The 26,579-nt window shown below is 52.4% G+C and carries 26 protein-coding genes; 8 read left to right on the top strand and 18 right to left on the bottom strand.

Features of this window, described 5'->3' with window-relative positions; all coding sequences use genetic code 11:
* Nucleotides 1–91: 91 nt before the first annotated feature.
* Genes D6851_RS15870 through D6851_RS17590 form a run of 4 tightly spaced genes read left to right on the top strand, consistent with a single transcriptional unit; the run spans nucleotide 92 to nucleotide 6,238 of the window.
* The gene (locus D6851_RS15870) at nucleotides 92–385 is read left to right on the top strand and encodes a ribbon-helix-helix protein, CopG family (RefSeq protein WP_183030139.1); all 294 of its coding nucleotides are present in this window, start codon (nucleotides 92–94) and stop codon (nucleotides 383–385) included.
* Nucleotides 363–2,696 carry a type IV secretion system DNA-binding domain-containing protein gene (locus D6851_RS15865; RefSeq protein ID WP_238474158.1) on the top strand — a complete coding sequence of 778 codons (2,334 nt, stop codon included), beginning with the start codon at nucleotides 363–365 and terminating at the stop codon, nucleotides 2,694–2,696. The genes D6851_RS15870 and D6851_RS15865 overlap by 23 nt, the downstream gene beginning before the upstream one ends.
* A gap of 3 nt (nucleotides 2,697–2,699) precedes the next feature.
* On the top strand, nucleotides 2,700–5,717 hold the full coding sequence (mobF, locus tag D6851_RS15860; protein ID WP_120325886.1) for a MobF family relaxase: 3,018 nt from the start codon (nucleotides 2,700–2,702) through the stop codon (nucleotides 5,715–5,717).
* Complete coding sequence (locus tag D6851_RS17590) at nucleotides 5,717–6,238, top strand: hypothetical protein (protein WP_147395504.1); 522 nt, start codon at nucleotides 5,717–5,719, stop codon at nucleotides 6,236–6,238. Before mobF ends, D6851_RS17590 begins: the two co-directional genes overlap by 1 nt.
* A gap of 583 nt (nucleotides 6,239–6,821) precedes the next feature.
* Here the strand turns inward: D6851_RS17590 and D6851_RS15845 are convergent.
* The 6 genes from D6851_RS15845 to D6851_RS15820 all read right to left on the bottom strand — a co-directional run bounded on the left by D6851_RS15845 (nucleotide 6,822) and on the right by D6851_RS15820 (nucleotide 12,051).
* Nucleotides 6,822–7,250 carry a hypothetical protein gene (locus tag D6851_RS15845; RefSeq protein WP_120325883.1) on the bottom strand — a complete coding sequence of 143 codons (429 nt, stop codon included), beginning with the start codon at nucleotides 7,248–7,250 and terminating at the stop codon, nucleotides 6,822–6,824.
* Nucleotides 7,251–7,267: 17 nt separating this feature from the next.
* Nucleotides 7,268–7,600, bottom strand: coding sequence for a type II toxin-antitoxin system VapC family toxin (locus D6851_RS15840; protein ID WP_120325882.1), 333 nt, complete (start codon nucleotides 7,598–7,600; stop codon nucleotides 7,268–7,270).
* A gap of 104 nt (nucleotides 7,601–7,704) precedes the next feature.
* Entirely contained in the window at nucleotides 7,705–9,045 is a 1,341-nt protein-coding gene (locus D6851_RS15835; RefSeq protein WP_120325881.1) for an LlaJI family restriction endonuclease, read from the bottom strand.
* Nucleotides 9,046–9,048: 3 nt separating this feature from the next.
* A complete protein-coding gene (locus D6851_RS17830) occupies nucleotides 9,049–10,332 on the bottom strand; it encodes an AAA family ATPase (protein ID WP_183030138.1) in 1,284 nt (427 codons plus the stop codon).
* Between the two features lie 13 nt (nucleotides 10,333–10,345).
* On the bottom strand, nucleotides 10,346–11,491 hold the full coding sequence (locus D6851_RS15825; protein ID WP_120325879.1) for a DNA cytosine methyltransferase: 1,146 nt from the start codon (nucleotides 11,489–11,491) through the stop codon (nucleotides 10,346–10,348).
* 263 nt (nucleotides 11,492–11,754) lie between these two features.
* On the bottom strand, nucleotides 11,755–12,051 hold the full coding sequence (locus tag D6851_RS15820; RefSeq protein WP_183030137.1) for a DUF6471 domain-containing protein: 297 nt from the start codon (nucleotides 12,049–12,051) through the stop codon (nucleotides 11,755–11,757).
* A 199-nt stretch (nucleotides 12,052–12,250) separates the two neighbouring features.
* Here D6851_RS15820 and D6851_RS15815 point away from each other — a divergent pair, with 199 nt between their 5' ends.
* Nucleotides 12,251–13,276 carry an IS1595 family transposase gene (locus tag D6851_RS15815; RefSeq protein ID WP_183030136.1) on the top strand — a complete coding sequence of 342 codons (1,026 nt, stop codon included), beginning with the start codon at nucleotides 12,251–12,253 and terminating at the stop codon, nucleotides 13,274–13,276.
* On the opposite strand, the gene D6851_RS15810 is transcribed toward D6851_RS15815, so the two are convergent.
* Together D6851_RS15810 and D6851_RS15800 are read right to left on the bottom strand one after the other, a co-directional pair.
* Nucleotides 13,266–13,772, bottom strand: a complete 507-nt coding sequence (locus D6851_RS15810; protein ID WP_120325877.1) for a hypothetical protein — start codon at nucleotides 13,770–13,772, stop codon at nucleotides 13,266–13,268. The genes D6851_RS15815 and D6851_RS15810 overlap by 11 nt on opposite strands.
* 218 nt (nucleotides 13,773–13,990) lie before the next feature.
* Complete coding sequence (locus D6851_RS15800) at nucleotides 13,991–14,239, bottom strand: type II toxin-antitoxin system VapB family antitoxin (RefSeq protein WP_120325875.1); 249 nt, start codon at nucleotides 14,237–14,239, stop codon at nucleotides 13,991–13,993.
* A 281-nt stretch (nucleotides 14,240–14,520) separates the two neighbouring features.
* Between D6851_RS15800 and D6851_RS15795 the strand changes: the two genes are divergently transcribed.
* Nucleotides 14,521–14,799, top strand: a complete 279-nt coding sequence (locus D6851_RS15795) for a hypothetical protein (RefSeq protein WP_120325874.1) — start codon at nucleotides 14,521–14,523, stop codon at nucleotides 14,797–14,799.
* Nucleotides 14,800–14,829: 30 nt separating this feature from the next.
* Nucleotides 14,830–15,510 carry a hypothetical protein gene (locus D6851_RS15790; RefSeq protein WP_120325873.1) on the top strand — a complete coding sequence of 227 codons (681 nt, stop codon included), beginning with the start codon at nucleotides 14,830–14,832 and terminating at the stop codon, nucleotides 15,508–15,510.
* Between the two features lie 73 nt (nucleotides 15,511–15,583).
* Here the strand turns inward: D6851_RS15790 and D6851_RS15785 are convergent, their stop codons facing one another.
* The 4 genes from D6851_RS15785 to D6851_RS15770 form a co-directional block, all read right to left on the bottom strand.
* The gene (locus tag D6851_RS15785) at nucleotides 15,584–16,369 is read right to left on the bottom strand and encodes a hypothetical protein (protein ID WP_183030142.1); all 786 of its coding nucleotides are present in this window, start codon (nucleotides 16,367–16,369) and stop codon (nucleotides 15,584–15,586) included.
* Between the two features lie 124 nt (nucleotides 16,370–16,493).
* The gene (locus tag D6851_RS17585; protein WP_147395503.1) at nucleotides 16,494–16,916 is read right to left on the bottom strand and encodes a hypothetical protein; all 423 of its coding nucleotides are present in this window, start codon (nucleotides 16,914–16,916) and stop codon (nucleotides 16,494–16,496) included.
* Between the two features lie 51 nt (nucleotides 16,917–16,967).
* On the bottom strand, nucleotides 16,968–17,750 hold the full coding sequence (locus D6851_RS15775) for a GntR family transcriptional regulator (protein WP_120325870.1): 783 nt from the start codon (nucleotides 17,748–17,750) through the stop codon (nucleotides 16,968–16,970).
* Entirely contained in the window at nucleotides 17,737–17,961 is a 225-nt protein-coding gene (locus D6851_RS15770) for a hypothetical protein (protein WP_120325869.1), read from the bottom strand. Before D6851_RS15770 ends, D6851_RS15775 begins: the two co-directional genes overlap by 14 nt.
* 194 nt (nucleotides 17,962–18,155) lie before the next feature.
* Between D6851_RS15770 and D6851_RS15765 the strand changes: the two genes are divergently transcribed.
* A complete protein-coding gene (locus D6851_RS15765) occupies nucleotides 18,156–18,623 on the top strand; it encodes a hypothetical protein (RefSeq protein ID WP_147395502.1) in 468 nt (155 codons plus the stop codon).
* Nucleotides 18,624–18,670: 47 nt separating this feature from the next.
* Here the strand turns inward: D6851_RS15765 and D6851_RS15760 are convergent, their stop codons facing one another.
* The 6 genes from D6851_RS15760 to trbC form a co-directional block, all read right to left on the bottom strand.
* The gene (locus D6851_RS15760; RefSeq protein ID WP_120325867.1) at nucleotides 18,671–21,430 is read right to left on the bottom strand and encodes a conjugal transfer protein TraG N-terminal domain-containing protein; all 2,760 of its coding nucleotides are present in this window, start codon (nucleotides 21,428–21,430) and stop codon (nucleotides 18,671–18,673) included.
* A gap of 10 nt (nucleotides 21,431–21,440) precedes the next feature.
* Complete coding sequence (locus tag D6851_RS15755) at nucleotides 21,441–22,799, bottom strand: conjugal transfer protein TraH (protein WP_238474157.1); 1,359 nt, start codon at nucleotides 22,797–22,799, stop codon at nucleotides 21,441–21,443.
* Between the two features lie 80 nt (nucleotides 22,800–22,879).
* A complete protein-coding gene (gene traF / locus D6851_RS15750) occupies nucleotides 22,880–23,683 on the bottom strand; it encodes a conjugal transfer protein TraF (protein WP_120325865.1) in 804 nt (267 codons plus the stop codon).
* A complete protein-coding gene (locus D6851_RS15745) occupies nucleotides 23,676–24,038 on the bottom strand; it encodes a hypothetical protein (protein WP_147395501.1) in 363 nt (120 codons plus the stop codon). Before D6851_RS15745 ends, traF begins: the two co-directional genes overlap by 8 nt.
* An 8-nt stretch (nucleotides 24,039–24,046) precedes the next feature.
* Nucleotides 24,047–25,843 carry a conjugal transfer protein TraN gene (locus D6851_RS15740; protein WP_238474156.1) on the bottom strand — a complete coding sequence of 599 codons (1,797 nt, stop codon included), beginning with the start codon at nucleotides 25,841–25,843 and terminating at the stop codon, nucleotides 24,047–24,049.
* Nucleotides 25,833–26,579 (bottom strand): type-F conjugative transfer system pilin assembly protein TrbC, encoded by a 747-nt coding sequence (trbC, locus tag D6851_RS15735; protein ID WP_120325863.1) that lies wholly within the window; start codon nucleotides 26,577–26,579, stop codon nucleotides 25,833–25,835. Before trbC ends, D6851_RS15740 begins: the two co-directional genes overlap by 11 nt.

The following is a 26,579-nucleotide window of genomic DNA, read 5'->3' as shown; positions in this document are numbered from 1 at the left end:
TCACCCGCTATTATATGGACATGAAAAGCCGAAGCTGGTAATCACTCTCTCGCGATATCCGAACCAGACTCTTTTTATGGAGTTTGGTTTTATGAAAAACACAAAGCGTATTCAAATTACGCTGCGCCTTGATCCGCAAACCATGCGTGAGATTGAGGCGCTTTGCCGTGAAAATGAGCAAAGTGTTTCCGATGTTTGTCGGTCATTGATCAACGCAGGCCTGCCATTTTATAAGAACAAGACTGGCGTGGATTTGAGCCGGGTACTCCTGCTGCTCGAAACGATCTATCTGGCCATGACTTTGCATCTCCAGGAGGATGAGCCAGAGCTCTTCGCACGCATCGATAAACTGGCCCGGTCGCATGTGGATGAACACCATGCGTAAGGACATCCGGTTCAGCAACAAAGCCGTTACGTTGCAGCATCGTTCCGCACGCGGAAAGGTAAAGCGAAACGCGAATAATTTTACGCGTGGATCACAGCTCTTCAGTCACGAAATGCGCATGACCTGGGCGGGCCTTCGAGTGCCCTTTTACATATGGTGTGCCACTTTCATTATCTCGCTCTGTGGCCTCACCTATTTCTATCTCGCCAATCACGAGACTCAGCTCATCATTATGAAGCTCTATTCCGAGCTTTGGGCCTTCATGGATCTGGACCCGCACAAGGTCGTCAATTTAACGATTCCGAACGGAAGTGAAGTCCGGAGTGAAATAAGCTGGGTCGCTCATCATCCGGCTGTGCAAATGGCATGGATGAAAGCGAAGAATATCCTCATCGCTTCTATCGTCACTGCCTGTGTCATTTGCATTCCTTTTACGCTCTGGTTTTTCAATTTTTCGACCCGCCGCGGACGAGACATTCTGACCGAACGTCATGAGCGCGGCGCGCTCCTTATACCCGCCGAGGAACTTGCCTCCGAAGTGGGCCGATACAACACCAAAAAATTCAAGGAGCAATGCGCCAAAATCATTCCGCACCTCAAACCGAAAGAGGTCCTTGCGCTGCCTCTCGAAGAGCGCGTCCGGCGAGGGTATCACATGCCATATCGTCTCGCCGGCATTCCCGTCCCCTGGGGCCTTGAACAAAGCCATGCAATGTTCATCGGGACAACCGGGACAGGGAAGACGACCGAGCTTCGAAGGCTGGTCCTTCAGGCACGCGCAAGGGGTCATCGACTGGTGATCTTCGATCTGACCGGATCGTTCGTCGAAACTTTCTATAATCCCGAAACCGATGTCATTTTGAACCCGATGGATCAACGCTGCGAGCCATGGACCATCTTCAACGATTGTGAGACCTATTCGGAGTTTCTATCGGGAGCCGACGCGCTTATTCCAAGCGGGCCTTCGGAAGATGATTTCTGGCAAAAAGCCGCACGCACATTATTCGTCGAAATGTGCATGAAGCTTAAGCACCGCAGGCAGATGACAAACGGCGCGCTGGCCCACCATCTGATGCACGCTGACCTTAATACAATCAGTAAGACACTTGAAAATACCGTAGCCGCGCCTCTCGTCGCCACACAGGCCGCCAAGATGGCCGAGAGCATTCGGGCAACGTTCAATACCAACGCCAACGCATTGCGCTTCCTGCCCGATCCTGTGGGGGCTCAGAAGCCTTTTTCAATAAATGACTGGATGACAACGGACATCAAGGAAGGATCAATCCTTTTCATGACGTCAACCCATCCGGATCTCGTTTTGAATCGTCCATTGCTGACGCTCTGGATGGACCTTGCAGTGAATGCCCTGTTCAGGCTGGGCAGAACACAAAGTTTACGGACATGGTTCCTGCTGGACGAGGTCCATTCACTTCACCGATTGCCTGCGATCGAACATGGATTGCAAACCGCCCGTGCCGTGGGCGGTGCCTTCGTCCTGGGTATGCATAGTTTCAGTAAACTTGCTGAGACATATGGCGAGAACGGTGCCACCAACCTCACGTCCCTCGCACGAACGAAACTCATCCTCGCTACGGCCGATAAAGAAACCGGTGAGAAAGCATCTGACTTCATTGGTCATCGCGAAGTTCGTCAGATGGACGAAGCCTACAGCTATGGAGCTAACGATACCCGTGATGCATCCACCATCACGCCACGGACAGAAGTCGAGCCGCTGGTTATTGCAGACGACATAATGAATCTTCCTTCACTTCACGGTTATGTGAAGTTTCCGGATGGGTTTCCGGCCGCACGGATCAAATTGCGCGTGCAGGATTATCCGATTGTTGCAGAGGGCTTCGTGCCCGTAAAAAATCGCCGTGCTGCAAAATATGAGCCGCCCGAAGACATTGACCAAGAAGGCGGTTTCGAAGGCCGTGAGGGAGAGGGGCCCGGCAACAGGCCGTCAGAGGATCTTGAGCGCGGCGAAATCAACACCGATACAGAGATCGAGAGCCAGACTGAGTTCGATCATGCCGAGCCGGAACCTTCTTCTATCATTACTGAGGGAGACAGAACGGAGCTACATTCAGTACCTCACCGTGCAGGCGATAATGATGACGAAGCACAAACAGAAATGCGTACTGAAAGTATGATCCGTTCAGAACGCGAAGCGGCGGCCTTACGCAATACATTTCTGCGCCGCGACCGACCCGCGATTAACAAAACATCTCACCATGAATCCCAGGCCCTGAAGGAAGAGCGCCACGGCTTCGGAACTGAAAAAGACAACGATCCTGAGATTGAGAGGTAAGCCATGATCTCCATGTCTGCCGTCAAATCGTCTAGCGGCGCTGCATCTTATTTCGCCAAAGATAATTACTACACACAAGAGCAGTCCTCTGAAGCAAGTCTTTGGGGCGGCGAAGCGGCGAAGAAACTGAACCTTTCCGGCGAAGTCAGCAAAGCTGATTTCGAAAATATCCTCAACGGTATTTTGCCAGATGGTACCAAAGTCGGAAGTGAAAACACCCAGCGTCGCATCAGTGACGATTTCACCTTTTCAATGCCCAAATCGGCCAGCATCATGGCCTATGTAGCCAAAGATGAACGTGTGCTCGCAGCTCATTTTGAAGCTGTTAAAGCCACGATGAAATGGGCGGAAAAGAACTTTGCCGAAACGCGAGATTATTCGAGGTCGCGCAATGGTGAGCCGGTCAAAACCGGCAATCTTCTCTACGCCATGTTTCAGCACGATACGAGCCGTGAACTGGACCCGCAGGGGCACATTCATGTGATTATCGCCAACCTTACACAAAACAAGGATGGAGACTGGCGAGCACTCCGCAACAGCGCATTATGGGAGAATAACACCACCCTCGGAGCCGCATATCACGCAGAATTTCGCGATAAGCTGGAAGCCCTTGGTTATCAAACCGATCTCACCGGCAAACATGGTCAGTTTGAAATCGCCGGTGTCCCAAAGGAGCTGATTGAAGAATTCAGTCAAAGGCGCCAGCAAGTGCTCGACACCGCGAAGGCAAAAGGGATCGATCCAAAGGATCACGCTGCCCTAGAACCGATCGTGAAAGCCACACGCAATCCTAAAATCAATCTCGATGATCGTGAGGCATTGAGAAAGGAATGGGCCGATCGATCGGCCAGCCATCTGGCCAAGATCGAACAACTCAAATCGAACGCTGTCAAGCAAACGCCCGAGCAAAGTACAGCATCGCCCGGTCATCGAGTTGGTAGTCAGCAACCCATCGGTTCACCACACAATTTACGGTCGATCCTCTCTGAAGCGCGCCATTTGATAGGCGACTATATGCACGCCCGAGATCCGCTCACGACCGATGGCATCAGACGCCTGTCACTTACCCCAAGCGCTCTGAGAACAGAATTGGCGGTAGCTTCCGCTGTCAGAATTGAAGGACAAAACGAAGCCGTGTTCAACACAGGCAAGCTTGCCGCCACCGCGGCCAATCTTGGCCTTAAAGGCGTAACCATTGATCGTATTTCAACACGCATCGATACGTTGCTGCAAAAAGGTGAGCTTGTTCCCGAAGTGTCGAAGAGACTGGATGGAGCCTATACCTATGTCACCACGCCCGAACATATCTCCCAGGAACAAAAGCTACTCGATGGCATCGATAAAGGCCGAAATGCATCGCAGCCAATAATTCCCGCATCTGAAGCTGCTCAGCGTTTGCAAAGCGCTGCCGGCGATAAACCTCTTAACGGAGAGCAACTTGGCGCTGCGACGCTGGCATTGTCCATTCAGGACCGAATAGCTGTGGTTCAAGGTGTGGCAGGTGGCGGGAAAACGACCTTGATCCGAACACTGAAGAACGTCGCACAGGAAGAGGGGCGCGAGGTGCTGGGGCTTGCGTTTGCCAATACCATGGTTGGTACGCTTCGAGACGAGGCGGGTGTCGAGGCTCAGACAGTTTCCTCGTTCGTCCACCAGCATATTCGCGCAGCCCGGCAGGGCGAAGGTGAGAGGTTCGAACAATCGAAGGCCACACTCCAAAACAAGATACTTGTTTTGGATGAAGCATCGCTCGTGGCCAATAAAGCCATGAATGATGTCGTCACCATCGCCAACAAGCTCAATGTAGAAAGGCTGGTGCTCATCGGTGACAGAAAGCAGTTGCAGTCGATTGAAGCAGGTAAAGCGTTCAGTATTATACAGGCTCACGAACCAAGCGCGGCTAATATTGCTACCAGCCACCGGCAGACGACAGAACATATGAAACAGGTTGCGGCGTTGACGCGCGAAGGCCAAATCAAAACCGCTTTTTCCGTGCTGGGAAACAGGGTGACACAGGCCAAGGAGAACAGCGATAACCATGTGACTCTTGCTGCGAAGAAATGGCTTTCACTCGCGCCGGAAGACCGTGACCAGACCACTTTATATGCTTCCGGACGCTCAGCGCGCAAAGAATTGAACGAGCTGGTTCAGCAAGGATTGAAGCAGGAAGGTGGTATTGGATCACAATCAATGCCCGTTACCACTCTGGTAGCGGCCAACACGCTTCGCGAAGAGTATCGCTACGCCCATACCTATCGTCCAGGCCAGGTTCTCGACGTTGTGCGCAATACCAAGCCCGCAGGCCTCGACAGGGGACGATACGAAGTCCTTGCTGCCAAGCGCAACAGTGTTGAGCTGCGCAGCGCCTCCGGAAAGCTGGTTAAATTCGATCCCCGAAAGATCGATCCTGAGGATCGGACAGATTCCATGAAATTGTCGCATCGCGAGAACATTCAACTCCACGAAGGCGATAAGATCGTCTGGACTTCCAATGACAAAGACAGAGGCTTGCTTAACTCCGAACAGGCTAAAGTGCTGTCGATTACCGACGAGATGATCCGTGTCCAGAGAGCCAAAGGCGAGCAACTGGACTTGAAGGCCGGAGACAAGATGCTCGAACGCCTTGGCCTTGCCTACGCTATCAACATGCACCAGGCTCAAGGGATGACAACGACGATGGGCATCGGTGTCATGCACTCCGCTGAAAAACATCTTTCAAACCAACGCCTTTTTCATGTGATGGCGACGCGCGTCAGAGAAAATATCGATATTTATACAGACGACACACAGAAGCTCATTGGTTCGATCGAGCGGAATCCGGGGGACAAGGCGAGTTCCCTTGAAGCCACAGGAAAAATCAAAGCCGACGAACAAACACTCAGCACCGCAGATAAGGCCAACCTCAGCAAAGCCATGAAGATGCTCACACACGGCAAGGAGGCCGGCCAGGAGCGCCAGAACGGGAAGCCTGCTGAAAAGGAAGTCAATCTGCCTGAGCGAAACCTAGAGCGAGGCCTATAATGGGACCGTTCAAGCGATTTGCGCTCAGAAACCAAAAGAAATCAACTTCAACAAGCGCGTCCATAGATTCTGCATCAGTTCTGCGCAAAAGGCGTTATGGCAACAACCACTTATGCCCCTATTGCCTGTCGAGCATTGCCACATGGCCTAAAGGCGCTTTTTTAACTGACTGCGATACATGTAAACGGCCGATCATTCGGCTGCAAACATCCAATAAAGTCAGGGTGCTAAGTCTAATAGATCTGACCCGGTTCGCCATGTTTCCAGTAACAGCATTTACGCTCTTTGCCGGCTTTGCCCATATTATCACTGCAAAGACCTTCGTCATATGGGTAGCCTGGGCAATCATAATTTATGGGCTTACCGATTTCTGGAACGGAACATGCGGTCTGGAAAGCGGAATGTATAAATCACGCAGGCGCCTGAGTTATGGGCATGTTGCGAGACGGCTCTCCATCCTGAATGTCGTGTTTGGCGGCATGGCAATCTTTGTCGGCTGCCTCGGCCTGTTCCTCAGCTAACAAAAAGAGAGAACACCCTTGACCCTCGTAACAGCTCTTACATTTATCTGTACGCCTATGGCAGTGTGGGATGGAGATGGTGCGCTGTGGTGCAGGGAAGGCCCAAAGATCCGTCTGGAAGGGATTGCGGCGCGGGAAATGGATGGATCTTGTCGGCCCGGACAGCCCTGCCCGGCCGCATCGGCCGAAGAAGCGCGCGATGCATTAGTCGATCTTCTTGGAGGCCCAAAAGGCAAGTGGAAGACTGGGCACATCATAGTACGATATCCGTCAATGCAATGCCAAAATCTTGGCCAGAGCTATGACCGGATTGTAGCACGCTGCAAATTAAAGGATGGCCGAGATCTGTCGCAGGCAATGCTCGACACGCGGACAGTGCTACGCTGGGATTTTCGCAATTAACGGATTTACGATCTTAACAGCCAGCCAGTCAAATAACGGTTACATAAAATATAGGCATCAATCTCTTTGATTACTTAATAGGACAATGCTATGTTCATTGCGCTGCGTCGGGCAAATAATCCTTTTTCCAACAATGCGACGTTGTTCTGACGGTTAAACAATCTGTTCGGCGCAGCAGCCGCTAAGCAAGATTACCTATAGGCGATAGACCCTCATGGAAGCGTTCAGGTAAATTGCTTAAGATCAGTATTATTCCGCACAACAGAGCTGGTAAAAAAGGAAGAGCATCTGCGCGGCGCAGGTTGAGTGCCAGGATGCCTCCATATCCTAAGAGAATAACGCCAAGATCGAGCCAACCATACCAGACAAGCTGTTCTCTCAACCCTAGAACGACAAAGACAGATATTGCCAGCAGGCTTAAAATGGTGGCCGGCCATTTAGTATGGACCGTGAAGAAAGTATTGAATACCGGGAATAAGACTATTCCCATCGCCGCCAAAACGAGAGGCAGCGATGCGTCGAGAAAATAGGTAAAATACGCCGTAGCTGCGGGCCAGAACAAAAGGAAAATCCGTCCTGACGTTTCATCATTAAGATATTCGCCTGGCATTTTCTCTGATCTTTCCGTCACATTACCCTCGGTACGTCTGTAAAAGCAAAATCCTTGCCTTTGAAAAGCAACGGTTCGTTTTTCTCTTTCGCCAGAGCATAAGAGAAGCAGTCTCCGAAATTCAAACTGGCTTTATGCCGGCCTTTGCCGAAATCGAGAAAGGCCTGGCGCGCCAGCTCGCCCTGCTCGACCGACACGGGCTCGATGTGAAACTCTGCGCGGCGAAGAAACATTTCCGCCTGGCGCATACCATGTGGGCCCAATTGCATTTCTATTACCATCGAAAGTTCGAGATAGCTGGCAACGCTGATGCGGCAATACTCTGCATCGTGTATCACCTGCACCGGCATTATGGCGCTGTGGAACCAATTAGCGCCTAGCAGGGAGAGATCACTCGCGATCGCAGACGGTGCATCACTTCTGATCGCGTGGCCGGGTCCACCGTATCGGCCATCTAGGCTTTCAATACGGGGATCTGCTGGTTGGATGCAACGAGCGCAGTCAGTTGCGCGATGAAGTCGTTCCCCAGCCCCTCCCGCCGCACATAGAGGCGAGACAGATGCTTCCAGTTCAGCGCGATGACGGAAACGGTCCTAAACCTGTGATCGTGGCTTCCAGATTGTGCCATATGCAGCATACCGGCGAGGACCCAAGTATCGTGGTCTTCAGTCGGCAGCATTAGCATGTTCGTTTCCACATGCAGATCTTCTCTTATCGAAAGTTCGTAGGCGAACTGCTTTATCGCGTCAGGCGTTTGTGGAAGAGAGTTCGCGTCCAGCAAATACCATTTTGCGTCGGCGAGTATGATCCGTCCCGACCGGTCGAGAAGGATGTCAGGACGCTGCGGCGTGAGGCTGAATTCGTGCCCATTGATAAGGTAAGCTGGCTGACTAGCCACTTCTGCATGCGATATCGGACTGCCTAGGTTCGCCATGGTCCTGACGCAGATGTCTTCCCAGACTGTATGGAAGGACGAAATGCCATATGCCATGACCGAAGAGCCAGCGGACCAAGTTTCGGTTGTCCAGTCGCGTAGCAATGCGATGAGCTCTATATCCTCGTCGCGGTTTGTCGTCGCTGCGTAATCGTCGATGCTGCTTTCTATCAGGTCCGGAATCGCGATAGCGTCGCCTTGATCGAGGATCTTATGGCATTCGTGCCAGAGGTCTGTCGAACTTGGTGCTAACAAGTCAGCGAAGGGGCCAAGCCGCTTCTGTAAATCAAGGAGCGCGATTGCCTGGATCTCGGCTAGTGAACTTATCGCGGATGAATTGATCCGGGTTACGGGGGCGGGATACACGACTGAGCCGTTAGAATGCATTGCCGGCGTCGAGCTGATCGTTCGATCCCAATCGATCGCCTCGAGCACCATTCTATTCTGAACCACCGCCTCGTGATGGAAGCCGCGATCTAGTGTCCATGTCGTCAGCGCTTTGAATGTGTCCACGATCGTTCCGATCTTCATTCGATCAGCGTCTTGCGAGAAGTCGGCCGATGAGCGCGTGCGATCGGTGCGATGCCGATAGTCGATTATTGTTTGCAGGATGAGGTCGGCGTCTTCCATCCTGTGCGCTCGACTGGCCTTCGGGAAGGAGAACCAGACCGAACGTCCTGCCGCAAGCACGCCCACGAAATTGAGAGAGAACTGGCGCTTTCCGCGCACGGTGCCAGTATTTCTGAGTATCCCGTCAGAGAGCAAGGATGAGAATACAGACCGATCGCCATCGAAGTTCGATATCCAGTCGGCCTCCGAAGCGACGCTGCCTTCCGATAATATGCCGAAGCCGTCAGGCATAGATCAGTTAGAGAGAGGCCCGATGACGGAACCCTCTCCGGCCTTCCATTTCTCCCGAACCTCCGCGAGAGTCGCGCAGTCAACGAATATCTGCGGGGCTCTTGTCTTGAGAACGTCGTTCCAGAGATAGCCCCAGAGCTCTTCGAATACCGCGTTCGGATCGGTTAGCTTCCGCGCCGAGATCATGTAGGCGCCGACGAACTTGTCTTCAGCTATGCCCCCGGCGTCGAGAAGCCGCTTGTTGACGGCGTTCCGCAGGACGCTCCACGCGACGTCCTGACCGCCGTAGCGAACGGGAATATCGTCGAAGCTGCTTCCTTCGAGATACGAAACATAAGTCTTCGACCAGCGGCGGAGGAAGGCGGCGTCCAGCTGACGGGCGTTCTGGTCGGCCCTGTTCATAGTGGCCCAAATGTATAGGTTGGCTGGCAGGCGAAGTTTTCCTGCGTCGACGTTTGCATGTTGGACTTCGTTGAGCAAAAGCCAGGATTCGATGTCCGGCCTCGCGTCTACGTCGTAGACGCTTAGTCCGGTTTCCGGTCCGTCCTCGATCCTGTCGAGCAACTGTAGAACGTCCCCCATTACGTGGGCCGCCACAGCGCGACTGAGTTCCTCGATAATCAGAACCACCGACTTGTCGGGGAAGTCACATGCGAGCCTGTATGCCTTGAGGAAAGCGCCTGGCTGGACAACGTATTGAATGACCGGCTCACCTGGGACATCGATCGTCGAGCCGATGTATGATGAAGGCTCGTCGGTGACCCGATAAATCGACTGCGGCCTCAGACCGCCTACGAAGTCGTAATAGCTCGTCTCCTGGAAAAATACTGTCCTGACAGTGAAATGGGCCTTCTTGGCCTCCTCATTGACAAGATGACTTTTCCCCGACCCGGGGCATCCGTATACGATCCGTTGCAGCGGCTGTTCCAGCGGATATGTTCCGTTCGGGTTCGCGGTGACCGTGGCGGCAGATTGGCTGGAAGGACTTGTGGTCGACTGGGTTGCTCCAGCCCGGTTTGCCTGCACGATCGCCAGCGAGTTTCTGTCAATCGACGGGCCGAAGGTATATTCAGTGACCGGGGCTCCCTTCCGCGCCGGAGTGATTGCTTTTGTGCTCCCGCCGGTTCCGACGATGTAATCTTCCTTCTTAAGGATATTAATCAATGCGTGGGGAGTCCTATCCAGGTCGTTTGGATCGATATACTCCCAAAGCTTGTCTGGCGGAAAGCAGTAGCCGGCGCCCTCATCCGCATAGAGAGCGCGCACGGCGTCATAGAGCTCGTCCACGTTGTCGTCCCCTTCAGGCGGCCGTTTCTTGGAGAAACTCGGCCAGCGCTGCAGCCAGCGCCCGTGCCACAGGCGGCGGCACCGAATTGGCGATCTGGCGATGCTGGTCTAGGTTCTTAACCGAACCCGACCTACCGCGGATCGGACCTTGTAGAATGTAATCATCCGGGAACCCGTGCAGTCGCATATATTCGCGGGGCGTCAGATAGCGATCCTGTGTGGGATGGAAGAAGATTTCTCCACAGCGCAGAGTGTTGCTTTGCTTCTTTCGTCCGAGGCGCAGAAATTTGGTAGTGTCCTTCTTGGCAAGTCGTCCCTTAACCTCGATCGGCGCGTCTTCCATCTTAGCCAGGAACTTACCTTCGCTGACGAAGCTGATCCGATGCTTATCGCCATCAGGCGTCACATCGATGTGATTCGCGAACTTGGGCGTCTTGCCCTTCGCGACTGGCTTGGGGAGACCGGAGATCGCTTCACCCACAGTCCTGAAGCTATCGGGCTCGTGTTTGGGCGGAGGAAAAGAAAAGGCATCGCCTTTGGTTGCGATGATGAAAATGCGCTGACGAAGTTGCGCCACCCCAAATTCAGCGGAATTGATGACGCGGCATGCGACTGCGTATCCCAGATCTTCTAGCGCTTTCCGCAACTGCCGAAGCGCGCCGCCACGAACACCATTGAGATCGGGTGCGGACTGCAGCGCTTTGACGTTCTCGATGAGAATGGTCTTGGGCTGGAGAATACGGGCATAGTCGACCATGGCGAAAAGGAGACGGCCGCGCAAGTCGTTCAGATTGTCCTTCTTGCCGATCTGGCTGAAGGACTGGCAAGGCGGCCCCCCGTAGAGGACGTCCAACTCACCCGGCTTTAATCCGTGCCGAGCCATCAGCTCATCCTTGTCGACTTCGGTGACGTCAGCGTTGATGATCTCAGCTCCGGGGAAATAGCGGTCCCGGTTCGCTTCGAGGGTTAAGCAGGCCTGATCATCGATTTCGATGCACGCAAGTGTGCGATATCCGGCCTGGTGGAAACCAACGTCGAGACCGCCGCCGCCCGAGAAGAGCGAGATTGCCGTAGGTTGCCTGCGAACCTCATCCTTGACGCTTCCAACGTCCGGCCCTTCGCCGAAGTCGAAGCCATTCTGGGACTGGTCATCAAGCATATCATTCTCCCGGAACGTAGGCAGAACAATGGCCGGCGGTTGCCTGCGGTTCCTACGTTGCGGGGATTATAGGATGGAATGTGCGCTATCTGCAAATGCGATGATTAGTATATGTGTTTTATGATCACATGCCGGTCCGGCCTCTGGGGTGAACTTACCTCGAACCATAGTCGGTCGGACGCTGCAGGAAGGCGTCGATGGAGGGTTTGTTTAGCACCGTAAGATGCAATCACACTTCCAGATGCATCCAGGACACTCGAGCTTTAGTCAGGTGTTCTGGATTTCTTGGCGAGATGCTGAGCGCCCTGCTTGCCAGTTGCCTCGTCTAGGGATCCAGGAATGTGTATCCATTCCGCATCGAGAGCCTTCAGACACTGCATCAGAAACACCGCAGTGAAACGACCGCGGGCAACCTTATTCCGCAAGTTTACCTCGTTGTCGCGCACGCCTATTTCCTCGAGCCGCTCGGCTAAGACGGCATAGGAAACACCCCGCTGCATCATCGCTGCGCGAAGGGTGTTTTTAGCAAGAGCTTCCCAGACTTTCTCGTCATTTGCCATCGACGCGGTTCCTCCTTTGGGAGCCTTGTAGGACGTAGATTGCGCTACGCCAACCGGCGATGCATATGATACTGAAGGCGAACGCTATCAAAAATGATGGTATTTTCTCTCGACAGGCCCGTCATACCACCATATATGCTGGTATTCACTACCAGAACCTATGGCGCAGCACTTCCTCCTTTCTCCACAATGCCGGTCGATGAGTCTTCTCACCGTCGCCGAAATGTCGGAGGACTCTGCCCATGAGAAATTCAAGAGCATCATCTGGGAGGCCAACGGCGGAAATCCGATCTGCCCGGAATGCGGCTGCACCGATGTTTGGGTGATCCGCAAGAACCGCCGCTGGACATGCTCGGACAAGGCGTGCCGGGCGCAATTCAGCGTGACTAGCCATACGATATTCAAGGACCGCAAGCTCTCGTTCCGAAAGATCCTCACAGCCTGCGCGATCTTCGCCAACGGGGTGATGGGTGTGGCTGCTTGCCGGCTCTCGCGAGAAATCGATATCAGCTACAAATCGGCCTGGGTGCTGCTGCATAAAGTTCGGGACGCTATGGGCAAGGATGCCGAAGCGGTGCAGCTTGGCGGTGTGGTCGAGATTGATGGCGCCGTGTTCGGCGGCAGCCTTCCCCGCCTGCCCAATTCCAAAGAGCTGTGGGCCGAGTTCAAGAAGAAGCACAAGGCGGCAGCGAAGAAGAAGCAAAAGCTCATCGTCGTCATGCGGGAGCGTGACGATCACGAAGCGGGCGTCATCGGACGTCTGCGCACCTTCCTGCTTGGCAAGGAGGGTGACGCTATCGAAATCGCACGAGATACTCTACTGCCGGATACCGTCGTCCATGCGGATATGAGCCCCCAGTGGGAGCCTCTGCACATGCTCTTCGATACAAAGCGGATCAACCACTCGGAGCACTTCTCGAAGGACGGTGCCTGCACCAATATGGCCGAGAGTTTATTCGAGAGGATGCGCTGTGCCGAGCGAGGCGTTCACAAGCATATCTCTGGTGCCCATATTCATCGATACGCGATGGAACTGGGATGGAGGGAGCAATACCGCCGCAGGTCCAATGGTGAGCATCTGCATCTAATGATCTCGACCATTGGTCGCACGCCACCCTCAAAGACGCTCGTCGGATATTGGCAAGGTCGCAAGTCAAAGAGGGTTGGTCCTTATCCGGCTAATGATCAGGACGGGGATGACGCTATAGCCTACCTTACAGGCTAGATGCCTTCGAGGCGCCGGCTGGGAGAATAAACCACTTCCTACCGTAACCCTCGGTGCAATCGACAAACTTGCCCTGCTTTGCGCGTAGACTTGCATCGATGGCAGTCTTCACTCGAGCAACCAAGTCGCGCTCCTTTGGATCCAGTCCTTTTCGCTGCACAACGAGGCGCGCGATTTCAACGGTCCGCATTTCGCGACTCTCTTCCCGCATGACGTCGAATGCCATTCGCGTAACTTCGCCGGAGTCGAAAGGAAGCTTGGAAACAAACTTCCTGCTTGGCCGCACCGACTTCGGGTTCCATCCCGGGGCGATCTCTCCCATGATTACCTTTGCGCTCTCAAGAAGGAGTTCGACCTTCTCTAGACGCTCACGTTTCTCGTCGAGCTTCGCATACGCGGCTTCAATATCTTCGATATCTTTTTCGATAGTTTGACGCTCGCCTAGCCAGTCAGCAAATTTGCTTTCCAGGTTCGTCCGGAGATTCGTGTATCCCATCCGTCAAATAGACAGAACCGCCTATCCTGTTGCAAGAACTTGGTCTTTGGTTCTGGGGAAAATCCATCCTACAATGCAGGACCGACGGAACGCTCTGTCATTGCGCCTGACATCGCCGACCTTTAGCCGGTTCCACAGCGCCATAATGCCGACCTGCACAAAATCCCGCGATTCCGGTTCGCCATATAGGACTGCAACCACCGCGGACGTATCGACAATCATTTTGGCAAGCCGTGCTGATCGTAAAGCAGCTCGGCATGATCCGCATATGGGCGTTTACGATGGGCGGACGCCCTTTCTGCAATCGTCATAAGCTCATCCACACTTGCCTTTTTTTCACTGCGGAATGTTCGCACATATCGTTCGCGAAGAGCATCTGTGACAACGCGCGTCATGCTCTGCCCGGTCGCCCTGGCAATCGCTGCAGCAAGACGATGGGCTTCCGGGTTCTTAATGTTAAGGCTCATATTCCACCTTCTACCATTTTTGGAAGAATTACACCATTTCTATATTAAAGGAAAATGGAACAAAGCGTTTTCGGTTCATGACCATTATATCGCGTGAATTGCTGTATATACGGTGGTTAAGAATGTTTTAATCATGGTATGCATTACGTACTAATTTGCATAAATAACGCACACAATATTTTAATTTGCAGCCTTCTTGAAAACACCAAATTTTCGCCTTAATCCTTACGTTGATAACGCAACGGGTCGGTGTAATTTTCTTGTTTATCAGGGGGCAAGCCTTGAGCATTGCAACATTTTACGACGACCTGAAGCTTCTGGCTCAAGCCGTCTATAAATACGATAATACCGGCATATTGCCGGACGATATAGAGCCCGTCGAAGAAGCCTGCCGGCGAGTGAATGAATTATCGACTACCGAAAGTATGATGTGGCGCTGGTGGCAGATCATGGACGGATCTCCACCCGATAATATCATCCCAGCATATCGCGGTGTGATCGGTGGCCCTGTTTACCCAACGTGTCCCGACGGGTGGCCGGAGGAAAATCAACAACGTTGATCCATCCGGTTGTTCCCTCTATTGCAAACCATGACTACCGCAACCGACTTTTTCAAAGCTCTCGATTGTCTCGCCGCGTCGGCCGATCCCCGCATTGAATCGCTCCGATGGAAAGTCATTCGTGAATATTCCGGTTTGAGAGAAGTGGTCACACCGCTTCTCGTTTCTCAGATCGGAGCGGGCGATGTTGAGTGGGGTCATCTGGCTTTTCATGAGCTGCGTTCGCAGGGCTTTATCGAAATCGTCCATGCCGAATTTGTGTGGGGCAATTTCACCGATCAATCGATGTCGTTACACTTAGAAAGTATCTCGACATTATTAACCGCAGCGCTCGTGCGAATGAAAGCGCTCAAGAACACCCCTGTTTTTGACGACCTGACCTATCGTCAAAAGGAGTTACACCGTGTCTCCAAAGGGCTCGATGGGCTAAGCATAGCACTCGCTATCCAGAAAATCTTTCTTCCCATCATCGCGGCCGTAAACAGTCCAGTTTTGCTTAACGAATATATCAATCAAACGAAACTCGCCTTTATTTATCATTGGAGCGATCACTTTAATGAGACTTATTCAGCTCATATGATTGATATTGCTAATAAAATCGTTGACGCAATCCTGAACTCAGAGATCGACCGAGCCATTGTCCCGGCAGGTGAAATATGGCTTTGCAACACTGCGATACAGGATCAGCAAGCATCAATCGCGGATGGTTGAGATCTTTGCCGGCAAACGCCCGAAACCCGCCAGGGCGTAATGCCGTGTTCAATTATGGCACTGAAATTACGGGCTATGGTCGATTGGAAACTGGTCCTTCCAAGCGTTTGCAATGATTTTTCGACGACATACTTTCGATCACGAGAGTTGCAGTCCTGAGAGCCTGCACGATCAATGCGATGCTCCCTCTTTCGCTCCGAACTATATCGAGAGCAGCCCAAATCAAACCTAGAGTTAGTAGGCACTCCCGCCGAAGTGATTCCTCCGGGTGGATGAATCCAGTCGGGTACCCCTTGTCCGTAGCATAGAGAATTTCGTTCCTTGCTTCTTGGCCTTTAATCACAGTCTTCTTCAAGGTCTCGATATTGCCAAAATCTTCAACAAGTTCATCAAAAAAATCCTCCTTACGATCTCCATCTTTTCCTTGTGTGAAATGGAACAAGTTGGTCGATGCTGGCTGATAGTGGACCTGACCATCTACCGTGAAACGGGCCACGATTTGGTTGAGGTCGGGGTTGAGTGCGATCGCAGGATCGAAGCTGCTAACGAAATCACACGTTTTCTGGGCTAATAAAGAGACGGTAGCCTTTGCTTTATGATCTCTCAAATTAATTTTAGCGTCATTACCATAACCACGTTTTTTGGCGCAGGAGACAAAAGCGGCAACAGCCTCCTCGGTTGCGTGAAGCGCAAAATATGTAGCGGGTATTGGCATCCCAGATGCATAGTTCTTGCTAGCCCAATCAAGCGATCGAATCGCGCTTGATGCCCGAAACTTTCCGGCATCAGGCAAATCCTCAATCTGATGGGTGATCCACTTGGCGACGTCTAGTCGCATAATCTTATCAATTGCGTTCATTCTTTCCCCTATTCCGTTGCTGCCAAACAAACGGCGAGGCGTTCCGCGAGTTGATAACTGCCGGGTGCTGGACGGTATCTCCCGCGAGAATGACGATGAACCGCCAACAGGCATGCCTTTACGGTCACGGCCGGGAGGAAGCTGTATCTCGCTCCCACAACTCGACAAGTTTTGACGCCACGGTCATCTGTTGTTCAATGAACGAAGCACCTTGCCGCTCCATCGCCCCGGCCAAAATCACAAAGCTTTTGAAAACATCTTGATTTGAAAGAATTCCGCGTAAGTATAATTCCGGAACACCACTATCTCGTGCAACTTGGAGCACCAGTTCAAAAAAACGTTCTACCTCCGGCCGATATGTCACCCAAGAGGGATAATAACTGTCCCCTGATGACACTTCCTTCGCGGTGTTTTCCTTGTTGGCGTTATCTATTAGGGATTTTTTCTCATAATAGTCTTTCATTGCAACATAAACAAAAAAAGCGACGATTGAGAGACCAAAAGTTGGCCAGGCAAGGAACACCGCCAAAAGAAACAATAAAGCCATTCATCAGATTCCAGTTACATGCCCGTGCGCAGATAGCGTCTGCTTGAACCGTTAAGAAAGTGACGGACTTACCGCTGTTTTCTTACGATCATCGAAGCCACACAGCAGGAAGAACGAACGCCGCGGCGCCCCCATGGGTGTAAGCTGGTCACTTAAATCATGTTCGCGCACGGTGCTCTTGCTCATATGTGAGCCTTTGTCCGGAATGATCTTGAACCTGTTTGCACGAGCGGTCTCGATCCCTGGCGCCAGGTCATGCATATGGCTTCTGATTGTCTCATCAATTGCAACGCGCGATGCGCTACGAATGGCTTCTTCCAGCTCTTCCATAAATGGGAGCCAGACAGGCCCCGTCGAATGAATGATATCGGCCGTCCAGACAAGTCTGAGAAACGCAGATGGCACAAGTCTTCGGGTAAGCTCTGCCAGACGAGAGCGAGGGGCGCCGAGGAGGATAGAAATATAATTGATAAGCTTGAGGTAATACTCTTCATCACTGACATCGAGATCCATCATAGCTTCACGGATGGTAGCGAGCTGCGATATGTCATCATTGAGATTGAGAGAATGCCTGATGGCTCCCATGGAGACCATATGCGTTAGCATGTCCAGCCACTCTGTCACCTGCCCGGCCGACCACTCTGTCACGAAAAACTGTGTTCTTGTCTTTCGCAAATACCCGTCTGAAGCCAGAGTATTGAGCACCTGAAGGGCCTGGCGCTGGCTAACGCCATAATCGTCAGCAATTTCCTGCGAGCTTAACGCACCGGCCGAAATGACACCGCCCATAATGGCACGGCGTAATTCCATATAAAGTTCTTCAGAGTTTTTCATTTTTTGCGGCCCCGAGCATAGCGTCGTGTTCTGCGAAGACGCGCTCAATTTCAGAGCGCTTTTCAAAAATCAATCTGGCAACGCCTTCGGTCATGCCGCCTTCTTCCCCAACTCTGCCGAGCACATGTGCAAGATCGTATAACGTCGCTCTTTCCGCAGTGGTATGGAGGCCGCCCTTACTGTCTCGATATGCCACAGTTTCAAAAGCCATTATCGTTCAGCCTGCTATTATTCGCCCTTCGGTTCCATTTTGATAGCGCCACTCCCAATATTTCCCGCAACAAAACTGATCCGATTCTAGTCGTCCGCACATTAATTTAGCACAAACCCGGAACATTTCATTTCGGTGCAGTTTGTGCTAAATTAACAATGAGACTTTATTTTCGCTCGTATCAGGAGGCTTTTATGCTGAACGATGATCGTTTTGGTGGCTCTTTCGAGACCGGTATAGACCATGGCGCCTATGGCGACGGTTTTTATGGCCCGAATAACCCTACAGGCCACAGCATTGGTGACGATTTTGGGCGGAGCAGTGATTTTAACAGTTTCAACGACCACTATGGATCGACATCCTGGTCATCTGCGATGTCAGACGATTTATTTTCCTCAACACAGCACGGGAGGATCAATGTTATGGACTATGACGATGTAAGCCGCGGCACTTATGGCGACGGTGTTATTGGGCCCAACAATCCAACAGGATTTGACGGCGCGCACCATTTGGTTGGTGAAAATGAGCTTGGTATCCGCAAATATCACAAGAATAATTCCACCTACAGCAAATTGAATATCAGTGATAAGACGCTGAACATCATTGTTGCTATTTGGATGACGACAATCACAACGATTCTAGTAATCGGCTTTCTGGTGTAATTTTACTTACATCAGAAAGCCAATATCACTAATGATTTAGTGCTTTGTTATTCTTCGCTTTTTATCGGCTTATTGCGCGCGGCATTATACCGCGTTTGATATGACTGCTCCCGGTCACGCAGGGAGCTGTTTCGTTGATCCAAAGCGTCCATATGCCGTTTGGCTATATCATCGGTTTGTCCATCAACAGTATTCATCCTCTGATTACCGGCTCCGGAACTCAGACCCGACGCCACTCGCGGGGCCTGTAAATCTCGCGCAGAAAAGTTTCCTGGGCCTTCAACCGTACCCATCGCATCGGCAGGCTCGATCATTTCGTCACGAACCGGGGCCATTTGCTCATCGACATAATCGGAAATTACCCGGTCAATAATCACATTGCGCGCGGCCATTTCCTGAGGGTTAAGATCCGTTCTGCGCAAGTCAGGAGCCGAGAGCTGAGCGAACTCGCCACTGTTCTTCATATCATAATAACGGCTTTCCAGTATCTGAGACATATCCTGGTTAATCGAATAGCCACTGCTTTCCCGATCGGTCCATGTAATGCCAAGAGAACGGGCCGCCTCATCAATTTCATTTAATTGATGCGTCAGTGATTGAAGCTTTTGATTGGCCACTTCGCTTGTGTGGCTCTGTTCAGAATAGGATTCACCACGCGCGAAGGTTCCATCTTTCGCATATGTCCCTTCATTCGACGTGATGTTGGTGCCGGTGTCACTACCTGTCGTATACGACGCTTCCCCACTATCACTTACCCCGGCTGTTTCGGAGTCTGTTAGATTTTCAATATCCTGATCAGACCAGGTCCTGCTTATTGAACCGCCAGCATTTGCGTCAGCACCGATGTGACCCCCAGCGCCCTTACTACCTGCCCCAAGACCACCACTGACATTTAAACCAGCACTCAAGCCTCGCGAATAGTTATCTGTACTTTGATCTATGTTTTCATGCGTATTTTTACTCGACCGATCTTCGGAGTGACGAAGCGCATTCGATTCTGCCCTGTGATCTTTGGCAAAACGGCTCTGATTGGTGTCGGTCGCATGGCCTTTGCTCGATTCCCATCCGGCCGAGGATCGGCTGCCTTGTGTCGCGATAGCGCGTTCCGAGCGAAGAATGGATTCCTGCTCAGCCTTTTGCGCCATAACAGCATCACGGCGGGTCTTCAGCTCAGACGCGGCCTGTTGAACATCGGCCGAATGAGAGAACATCGAGGTGGCAGAAAACCCAAAACGGCTCATACCACCGCTCGAATCCTCCACACGCGTACCATCGGCCGTAAAGGACGATTTCGTTCCATCGGCATGGGTGAACCCCATCTGCCCGTAACCGCCCTGAAATTTCGGAGCTACGTCCCAGGAATCTCTTTGCACCATGTTGGCCGAGAGGTTCTGATAGCTCTGATTGCCATACGCATAATTGCCCGTGGTCCGTTCGACCGCGGCCGCTTCGGCCGCAGCCTGTGCCGGCGCAAGCATCGAGGTCGCCTGGCTCGACACCGCCATGGCACCTCTGGCCAGTCCCGCTGCAAGAAAAGGTACGGACATCATAAGAAAGCCGGCAATCGTGGCTGTGTCAGCATTGACATGGTCAATCGCCTCAACCGTTGCCATAGTGAAGCCATCGGGCGCCGTAGCCGCCATCGAATTTGCGGTCCTGTCCATGATGAACATGTGCAGGACGGCATAGAGCGGACCCCAGGCCGCAAGATAGAAGAAGCCTGTCACATAACCCCTCAGCGCCAGAGGCCCGGTTTTCGGAATCAGGAACAGAGGGAAAATTACCGGGAACATCGCATAAAAGACGACCGTGAGCACAATATTGAGCAACGGAACCCATGTCATCGCCTGTTGCGCGATCGAGGTATAAGTGTTGCGCGCCTGCGCTTCAGCCCGAAGCATAGCGAACGTATCACCCCCATCCGATGACAGATTGGCACGCGCTTCGAGAAAAGCATCGGTCAAAGCCCGCTGCTCAAAGATATGCACCGCGCTGTCAGCGCTGCCGTGGAACGCCTGCGCCACGACTGGAAGATCTTCGATAAGCTTAGCCTTTGCCGCCGCGGCCGTTTTGTTCGGGAAAATCGACGGCGCGAGCTTCGTCAGTTCATTATCGGCCCATTGAGGAACACCGCCGGCGCCACTCAAAGTGTTATACGCAGTGCGGCACGTGACAATGTCCGACGATCCGTCTGCACTAAAATAGCGCATGGCCCGCGCTTCGGAGCCAGGACCTATGGCGTCCAGAATGTTCGGCGCGCTGGTGACGTCATCGACCGGTTTATGTCCAAGAAAAAAATCATAAAACAAACATTGCTTGAAATACTCGTTCAGATTGGCGCGAACGACCGGATCACGGAATTTAAAGTCCTGTGTCTTGTCGTAAAGACGGGCACCATAAATGATTCCATTGGTGCTCAGTTGCAAAGCATCGGGCATTACAAATACTGTCTCTGACTGCCTTGTAAGCCAGTCTCCGACGCGCGATGTAAATGACGCCATGACTGCCAGCCCGACCGGCACATTCGCCACTGTAGCCGGAGCAAGGGACGGATTAATGCGGTCTGTAACCTTTACCGATACGGTCGGCACAATCAGCGCCGAATACATCAAGGTCGCGCCGAGAAACCAGTTCAACCATGCTTTCCAGTCCTGTGTGAAAGCAACAATTATTAAGGAGTAAGCCAGCCCCATAACCATCACGACACGGATCAGTGAGCCAAAACCACCTCCACCCGTCCAGGCCGCAACGGCATTGAAGACATTGACGATATATTCACCGCCGCCGATCGTGAACACTTCCATCATGGCGACTTCCTTAATTCAGACCTTGCGAAACCATGCCTGAGCGAAACCCAAGCGCCGCTGACATCTGCGGCGAAACGCTGTTTCGCAAAGTGCGTTCGAGAAACACTGTGCGATCAACAATCGCCATCGTATGCGTCAGCCGATCATTGAGAGTTTTCCCATAGTCACGCATGACTTCGTCCGCTCTGGTCAGTTGTTCCCGCCATTGACCCAGCGTTTCATCGTCAGCGTTATGAAAACTTGCCTTGCCGCGCAAAACATAGCTGGTGAATTCTCTCAGCACGGTCTGAAGCAAATCAATGCCAACAATCTCGGCCAGCTCGTCAATCTGTCCATCCGACAGGCCTCCATATTGCGCGGCGGCATTGACCGTGATGATCTTATACAATGGAATCGAGGTTGCACCGAGCAACGCTACTTCATCGGCTGACAAAGCCTCGTCCGTATGGGCTTTGGTCATCATCGAAGTAATCATTTTCCGAACCCGAGGCTTTAGAGCCTGATTTTCCGAAATCGTTAGATTTGCATAAGTCGGATTAAGGCACTGCGCCGTGGAATCACAACGAAGGATCTCTGTATCTGAAGATCCATCGAGAAGCGCGGTCATTGCCGCGCGATCACCAGACCCGATGTAATCATAAGAAGGTTTACCGCTGCCATCGACCGGTTTGGTATAAATCACCGTTCCGACCAGCGTCATTAAATACTCTTTGAACTGCCGATCAAATCCCGGATAGCTCTTATTGAGCATATACCATGTGTAATTATACGAGTCCGACGGAATAGAATCGTCCGTATTCGACGCAAGGATATCGCTGCGTTCGCCACCGGCGTTACAGTTCTGCCGGGATTTAGCCCAGTCAGTCGCCCAGCCCTGGCTATTGGCTATGGCTTTGCAAACTTCCGAATTTCGGCTGTCACTTTTACCCCAGAGACCGCCGACCAGGCCCTGCGCCAATTCACATGAGTTCATGTTGAACTGGTTCATCTGTTGCGCCTTTTGCGCAAAGTCCTCAATCGTCGATGAAATCATCGGGCTGATCGATTTTATCGCGAGCTGAAAGGCAAATCCCAACGCGTTATTGGCAACGCTCTTCAGCATAGCCACCATTTCATCCGAATTGATGAAGGAGAAGCTACCGCCGAACAAGTCGATGCCCCCGCATCCTGCCGTCGCACTCGGCAGTTGCAAATTGACCGGGTTAACCGTTTTTTGCGGAAACCGCGTCCAGACATTGCCACCCGTATAATAGCCGGCCGATTGGCCCTTATATGCTGATGGTCCGGAAGCGTTTGCAGCGCCGCCAAGATCGTCAAAAAATTCGTTCAACTCGCCACCGACATTGGCCTGTGCAGGCAGACACGCCATTTGCGCAGCCGACAAGGCGAACAGAGCGACACCGGCTTTTCGGGCGATTGTCGAAATGAGCTTTGATTTACGCTTTACCATCAGTAATCGCTCCCCGGCTCTGTTTCGGTGAGATAAAAAATGCGGTGCATGATCTCATCGGCTGCCATCACGCCATATCCCACCGGGATCGGCTGCTTGGTCTCGGTATCGAACAGCACCAGCGCCGGGACTTTCCCGCCTTGCAGGCCCATTTTCTGATATTGCCCGCTATCCACGACGAAGCTTGGAAACTGCGGGTTCGGGCCGCCATCCATAGACACCGCCAGCACTTCCAGACCATATTGATCCGACAAAGCCCGCACGACCGGGCTTTGTACATGGCAAGCACCGCAATTCGACGAATAGAAGAAAAACAATCCATAGCGCTCAGACAAATTCGCCATAGTCGTGGACTGGCTTACCTTCCGCTCTTCCATCCACGCTTTTTTGCCAAGCGAATTGATTGGCCTTTCCAGCGTGTAATCCAAATCCGGATTTTGCCAGGTGGCCCGGTTCCAAACGTCAGCGAATGTGGAGGCACGATCGAGCTGTTCGCGCTGATAAGCAATATATGCCGACACATTCTCCGTAGTCGGGTTCAAAATGGCCTGCGCTTTCAACTCATCGAGCTGCGCGCCAATTTCTTCCAACCGCTTTGCGGCAGAGGGCGAAGTTGGCGATGCAACAGCTTGTTGCTCCTCCTCCTTCTTCGCTTTCCGGTCATCGCAATAGAACCAGGTCCCAAGCTTGCGTTCCTCGCAATAAAAGGGATCTGCTTCAGCAACCGGATCTTCTGCGAAGACCGGCACAGGGGCAGACAAAACCACCGCAAAAATCACCGAATACAATGAGATTTTACGCATCACTTTCACCCTTCCCATTGATAATGTTGACCAGCATCGAAGCGCGCAGAAGGTTAAGGCCACGATCAAGCATTCGGATCGTGGCGTGATATGATCGCGTCACCCCATCGGTGCCTTTTTCAGTGAGAGCCAGCTCAGCCAAAGGCGCGGTCCCATCCGCAATATAACCGCGCGCTGCCAGTCTCTGCGCCGCTTGCTCAATCTCGCCAAGCGGCACCGGTACCTGCAACCACTCGGATATCACATCGATCAGTTCACCTTCACTGTTCACTGTCCCGCGCGAAAGTGCAGAGCCCACCACCAGCTCGAAAATACTGATGTGCGCAAACTCAATGCCGGTTTTAAGATAGGACACGGACCCCATTAATTACCCCCGCTCGCAACGTCATAATATTGTTCGATTTTGTTCTGGATTTGCAGGCTTGTTTCCACTTCATCGGGCAGGCTCACCGCATCGGTGAACTCTTCATAAACTTCTGCAAAATCCATCAACGCCAGATTGAGATGCTGGAATTGCTCAGGGGTGAAACCGTTACATTCCGGCTCTTTCTTCTCGCCCCAATCAAGTCCGAGCTGATCGCGGCCCTGCTCCTGGATTATTCTGGTCAGTTTGCTCGCAAAACAGCAGTAGGATTGCTTCTTCGTCACACAGACTCCGAGCACCTTGTCTGAACAGTATGTGCCAACATAATGGCACAGGCCCGCATCATCCTTTTCGTCAACGAGCCGATCTTCGGAGTTGCACAGAAAAGGTGTAACCAGCGGAATACCCTTGCCCGAACAACAATTAGAGAGCCCGAAGATCTTCTTGGTGCATTTCAACGCTTCACCGGCGAACAACTCCATCGCATCCGGATCGAAGTCATCGCGCATTTGCCCCATGGCCTGCACAGCCACCATGGCATCCTGAAATTCGGTCGACGCTTCGCGTTCGACCTGGGTGCATTCACCGTCGAGACAATAAAGGTCTCCGGAACACACAAAGCCCTTATCCTCGCCGTCAGTATCCTCACCGATCGTACAGTCATACCAATGGTCATACAGATTGCATGAGCCATCGGAATTTTCACTCAGGCATTCGCTATGATCGAGAGCGCATTGCGGTTTCGCCTTCAGCTCATCACAGTCATTGACGAAATTGGCGTCGCACAAATAGGTCCGCTGCCAGGCCCAGCAGTCGCGCCGCACATTGACCCCCCCGATATTCTTCGAAGGCGTATCATCGATGCAAACCTGCGCATAATTATCACAGGTCTTGCCATCCAGCTTGTCTTCACAATCGCTTTCATCGAGCCATTCATTAAGCTCAGAACCATTGCGCGTTTGCGTACTTGCTTCGGCAACCAGCGGTGAGGGTGTGCCGGATACAGGTTCGTTATACTGGTTCCACCCGACATAATACGATCTCGATGACGACCGCTCGCCCACGACCCTCAATTGCCCCGTGCAATCATATCTGTAGTTCTTGCGCGTGCCCGTCAGCCGTGACGAATAATTCGTCGATCCGGTTGTCAGATTTTCCCGGACATAAGTGTTCGTTGTGCGACGCTCACAAGCTGCATTCGAATTGATCGATCCACAGGTAGAAACAGTTTCAACGACCTGACCGCGCGTATTTCGCACAGTCCACTCCATGCAGGTCGCTGCATATTTCGGTTTGACATCAAATCGCAGCACAGGTTCACAAACCGCACCATCATTCGGATCAAGACCTTCATTGCAGCTATCGAGATAATGGGTCTCGCTGTCAGAATGAGGCAGCGCTTCACAATCGCCGGTTTCACCGCCAACACTGAATCCACCAAGATAACTGTCCGGATCGGCCGATACCGCGCGAGCTGAAGAAAGATCGATCTCCGATGGATCAAAAACGGAGGAAGGCTCATCCGTGACAAGGCGATAGTTGGGGTCGCTTCTCTCCCTCTCACCCGCATCCGTTAGTCCGGTAGCATCATTCGCATAGCGATTAAGATCCGTATTCGTCCCTTCATAGCCTGGAACCTGATTTACTGCGCCTGCATCGAGACTATCTTCAACCGATCCATCTCTGACATTCTTGATCCATTCTTCAGCCGATTGCTGGACATGCGCATTCTGCCCCACGGCTGCACCGGCCAAAGAGCAAATGCCAATGATGCTGCAGACAATCTTACCCCGCATCACCCCTCTCCAATCTGCCGAGAGCGGCGCTTGCTGTGCCAGCGCCTGGGCCATCTGCATCCACAAAAGCCCGAAGCGCATATGTTGTGCTTACATTGCCGACCAGCTTGTCGTGCGGGGGAACGGAACTCACACAGTCGAGCTGGTCGCACAGCTCGAAATTGGTCGAAACCGCCACATAGGTCGGAGCGCGATCGACACCAAAGGCGCGGAATAATCGAGGATCGATAGCAAGGTTGTTGGCGCTTTCTCGATCCGCCACTTTCGCCATTTGCTTAATAAAGCTTCGCGCCCCATCCTTTGCAAATCCCCGAAAAACAACAACGCCACCTGCCCGCGTCACATCCTGGATCATTCGCTTAAGCGAATCCTCCGGCATTGAGAAACTGGCAAAAGCAACAAACAAAGGCGCGTCCTTGGGACCGGCCAGATTGGATTTTGCACCTGCCAGCATTTCATCGAGATCAACCGGCCCGTCACTATTGCCACCAGCACCGGCCTTGATGCGCTGAATTGCTTCAACGCCATTATCGACAACCGCCTGGGCTTCAGCATCATGCGTGCCGCCTTCCCTTGTCACGTAATCGAAGAGTGCCTGAGCATCACCTGTTTGCTCCGCGGCGCGCTCCCTTATGGTATCAAGGTTCAGCCCTTCCACATTCTGCGCCACAACAGCACTGATCCCTCCGAAAAGGATTACAGGCCCAATCGTCATGAGAACTGATTTCTTCACCAT

Source organism: Altericroceibacterium spongiae (genome assembly GCF_003610805.1).
Lineage (GTDB): Bacteria > Pseudomonadota > Alphaproteobacteria > Sphingomonadales > Sphingomonadaceae > Altericroceibacterium > Altericroceibacterium spongiae.
Note: the sequence above shows the minus strand (reverse complement) of the source record. Positions and strands in the feature narration are given on the sequence as shown.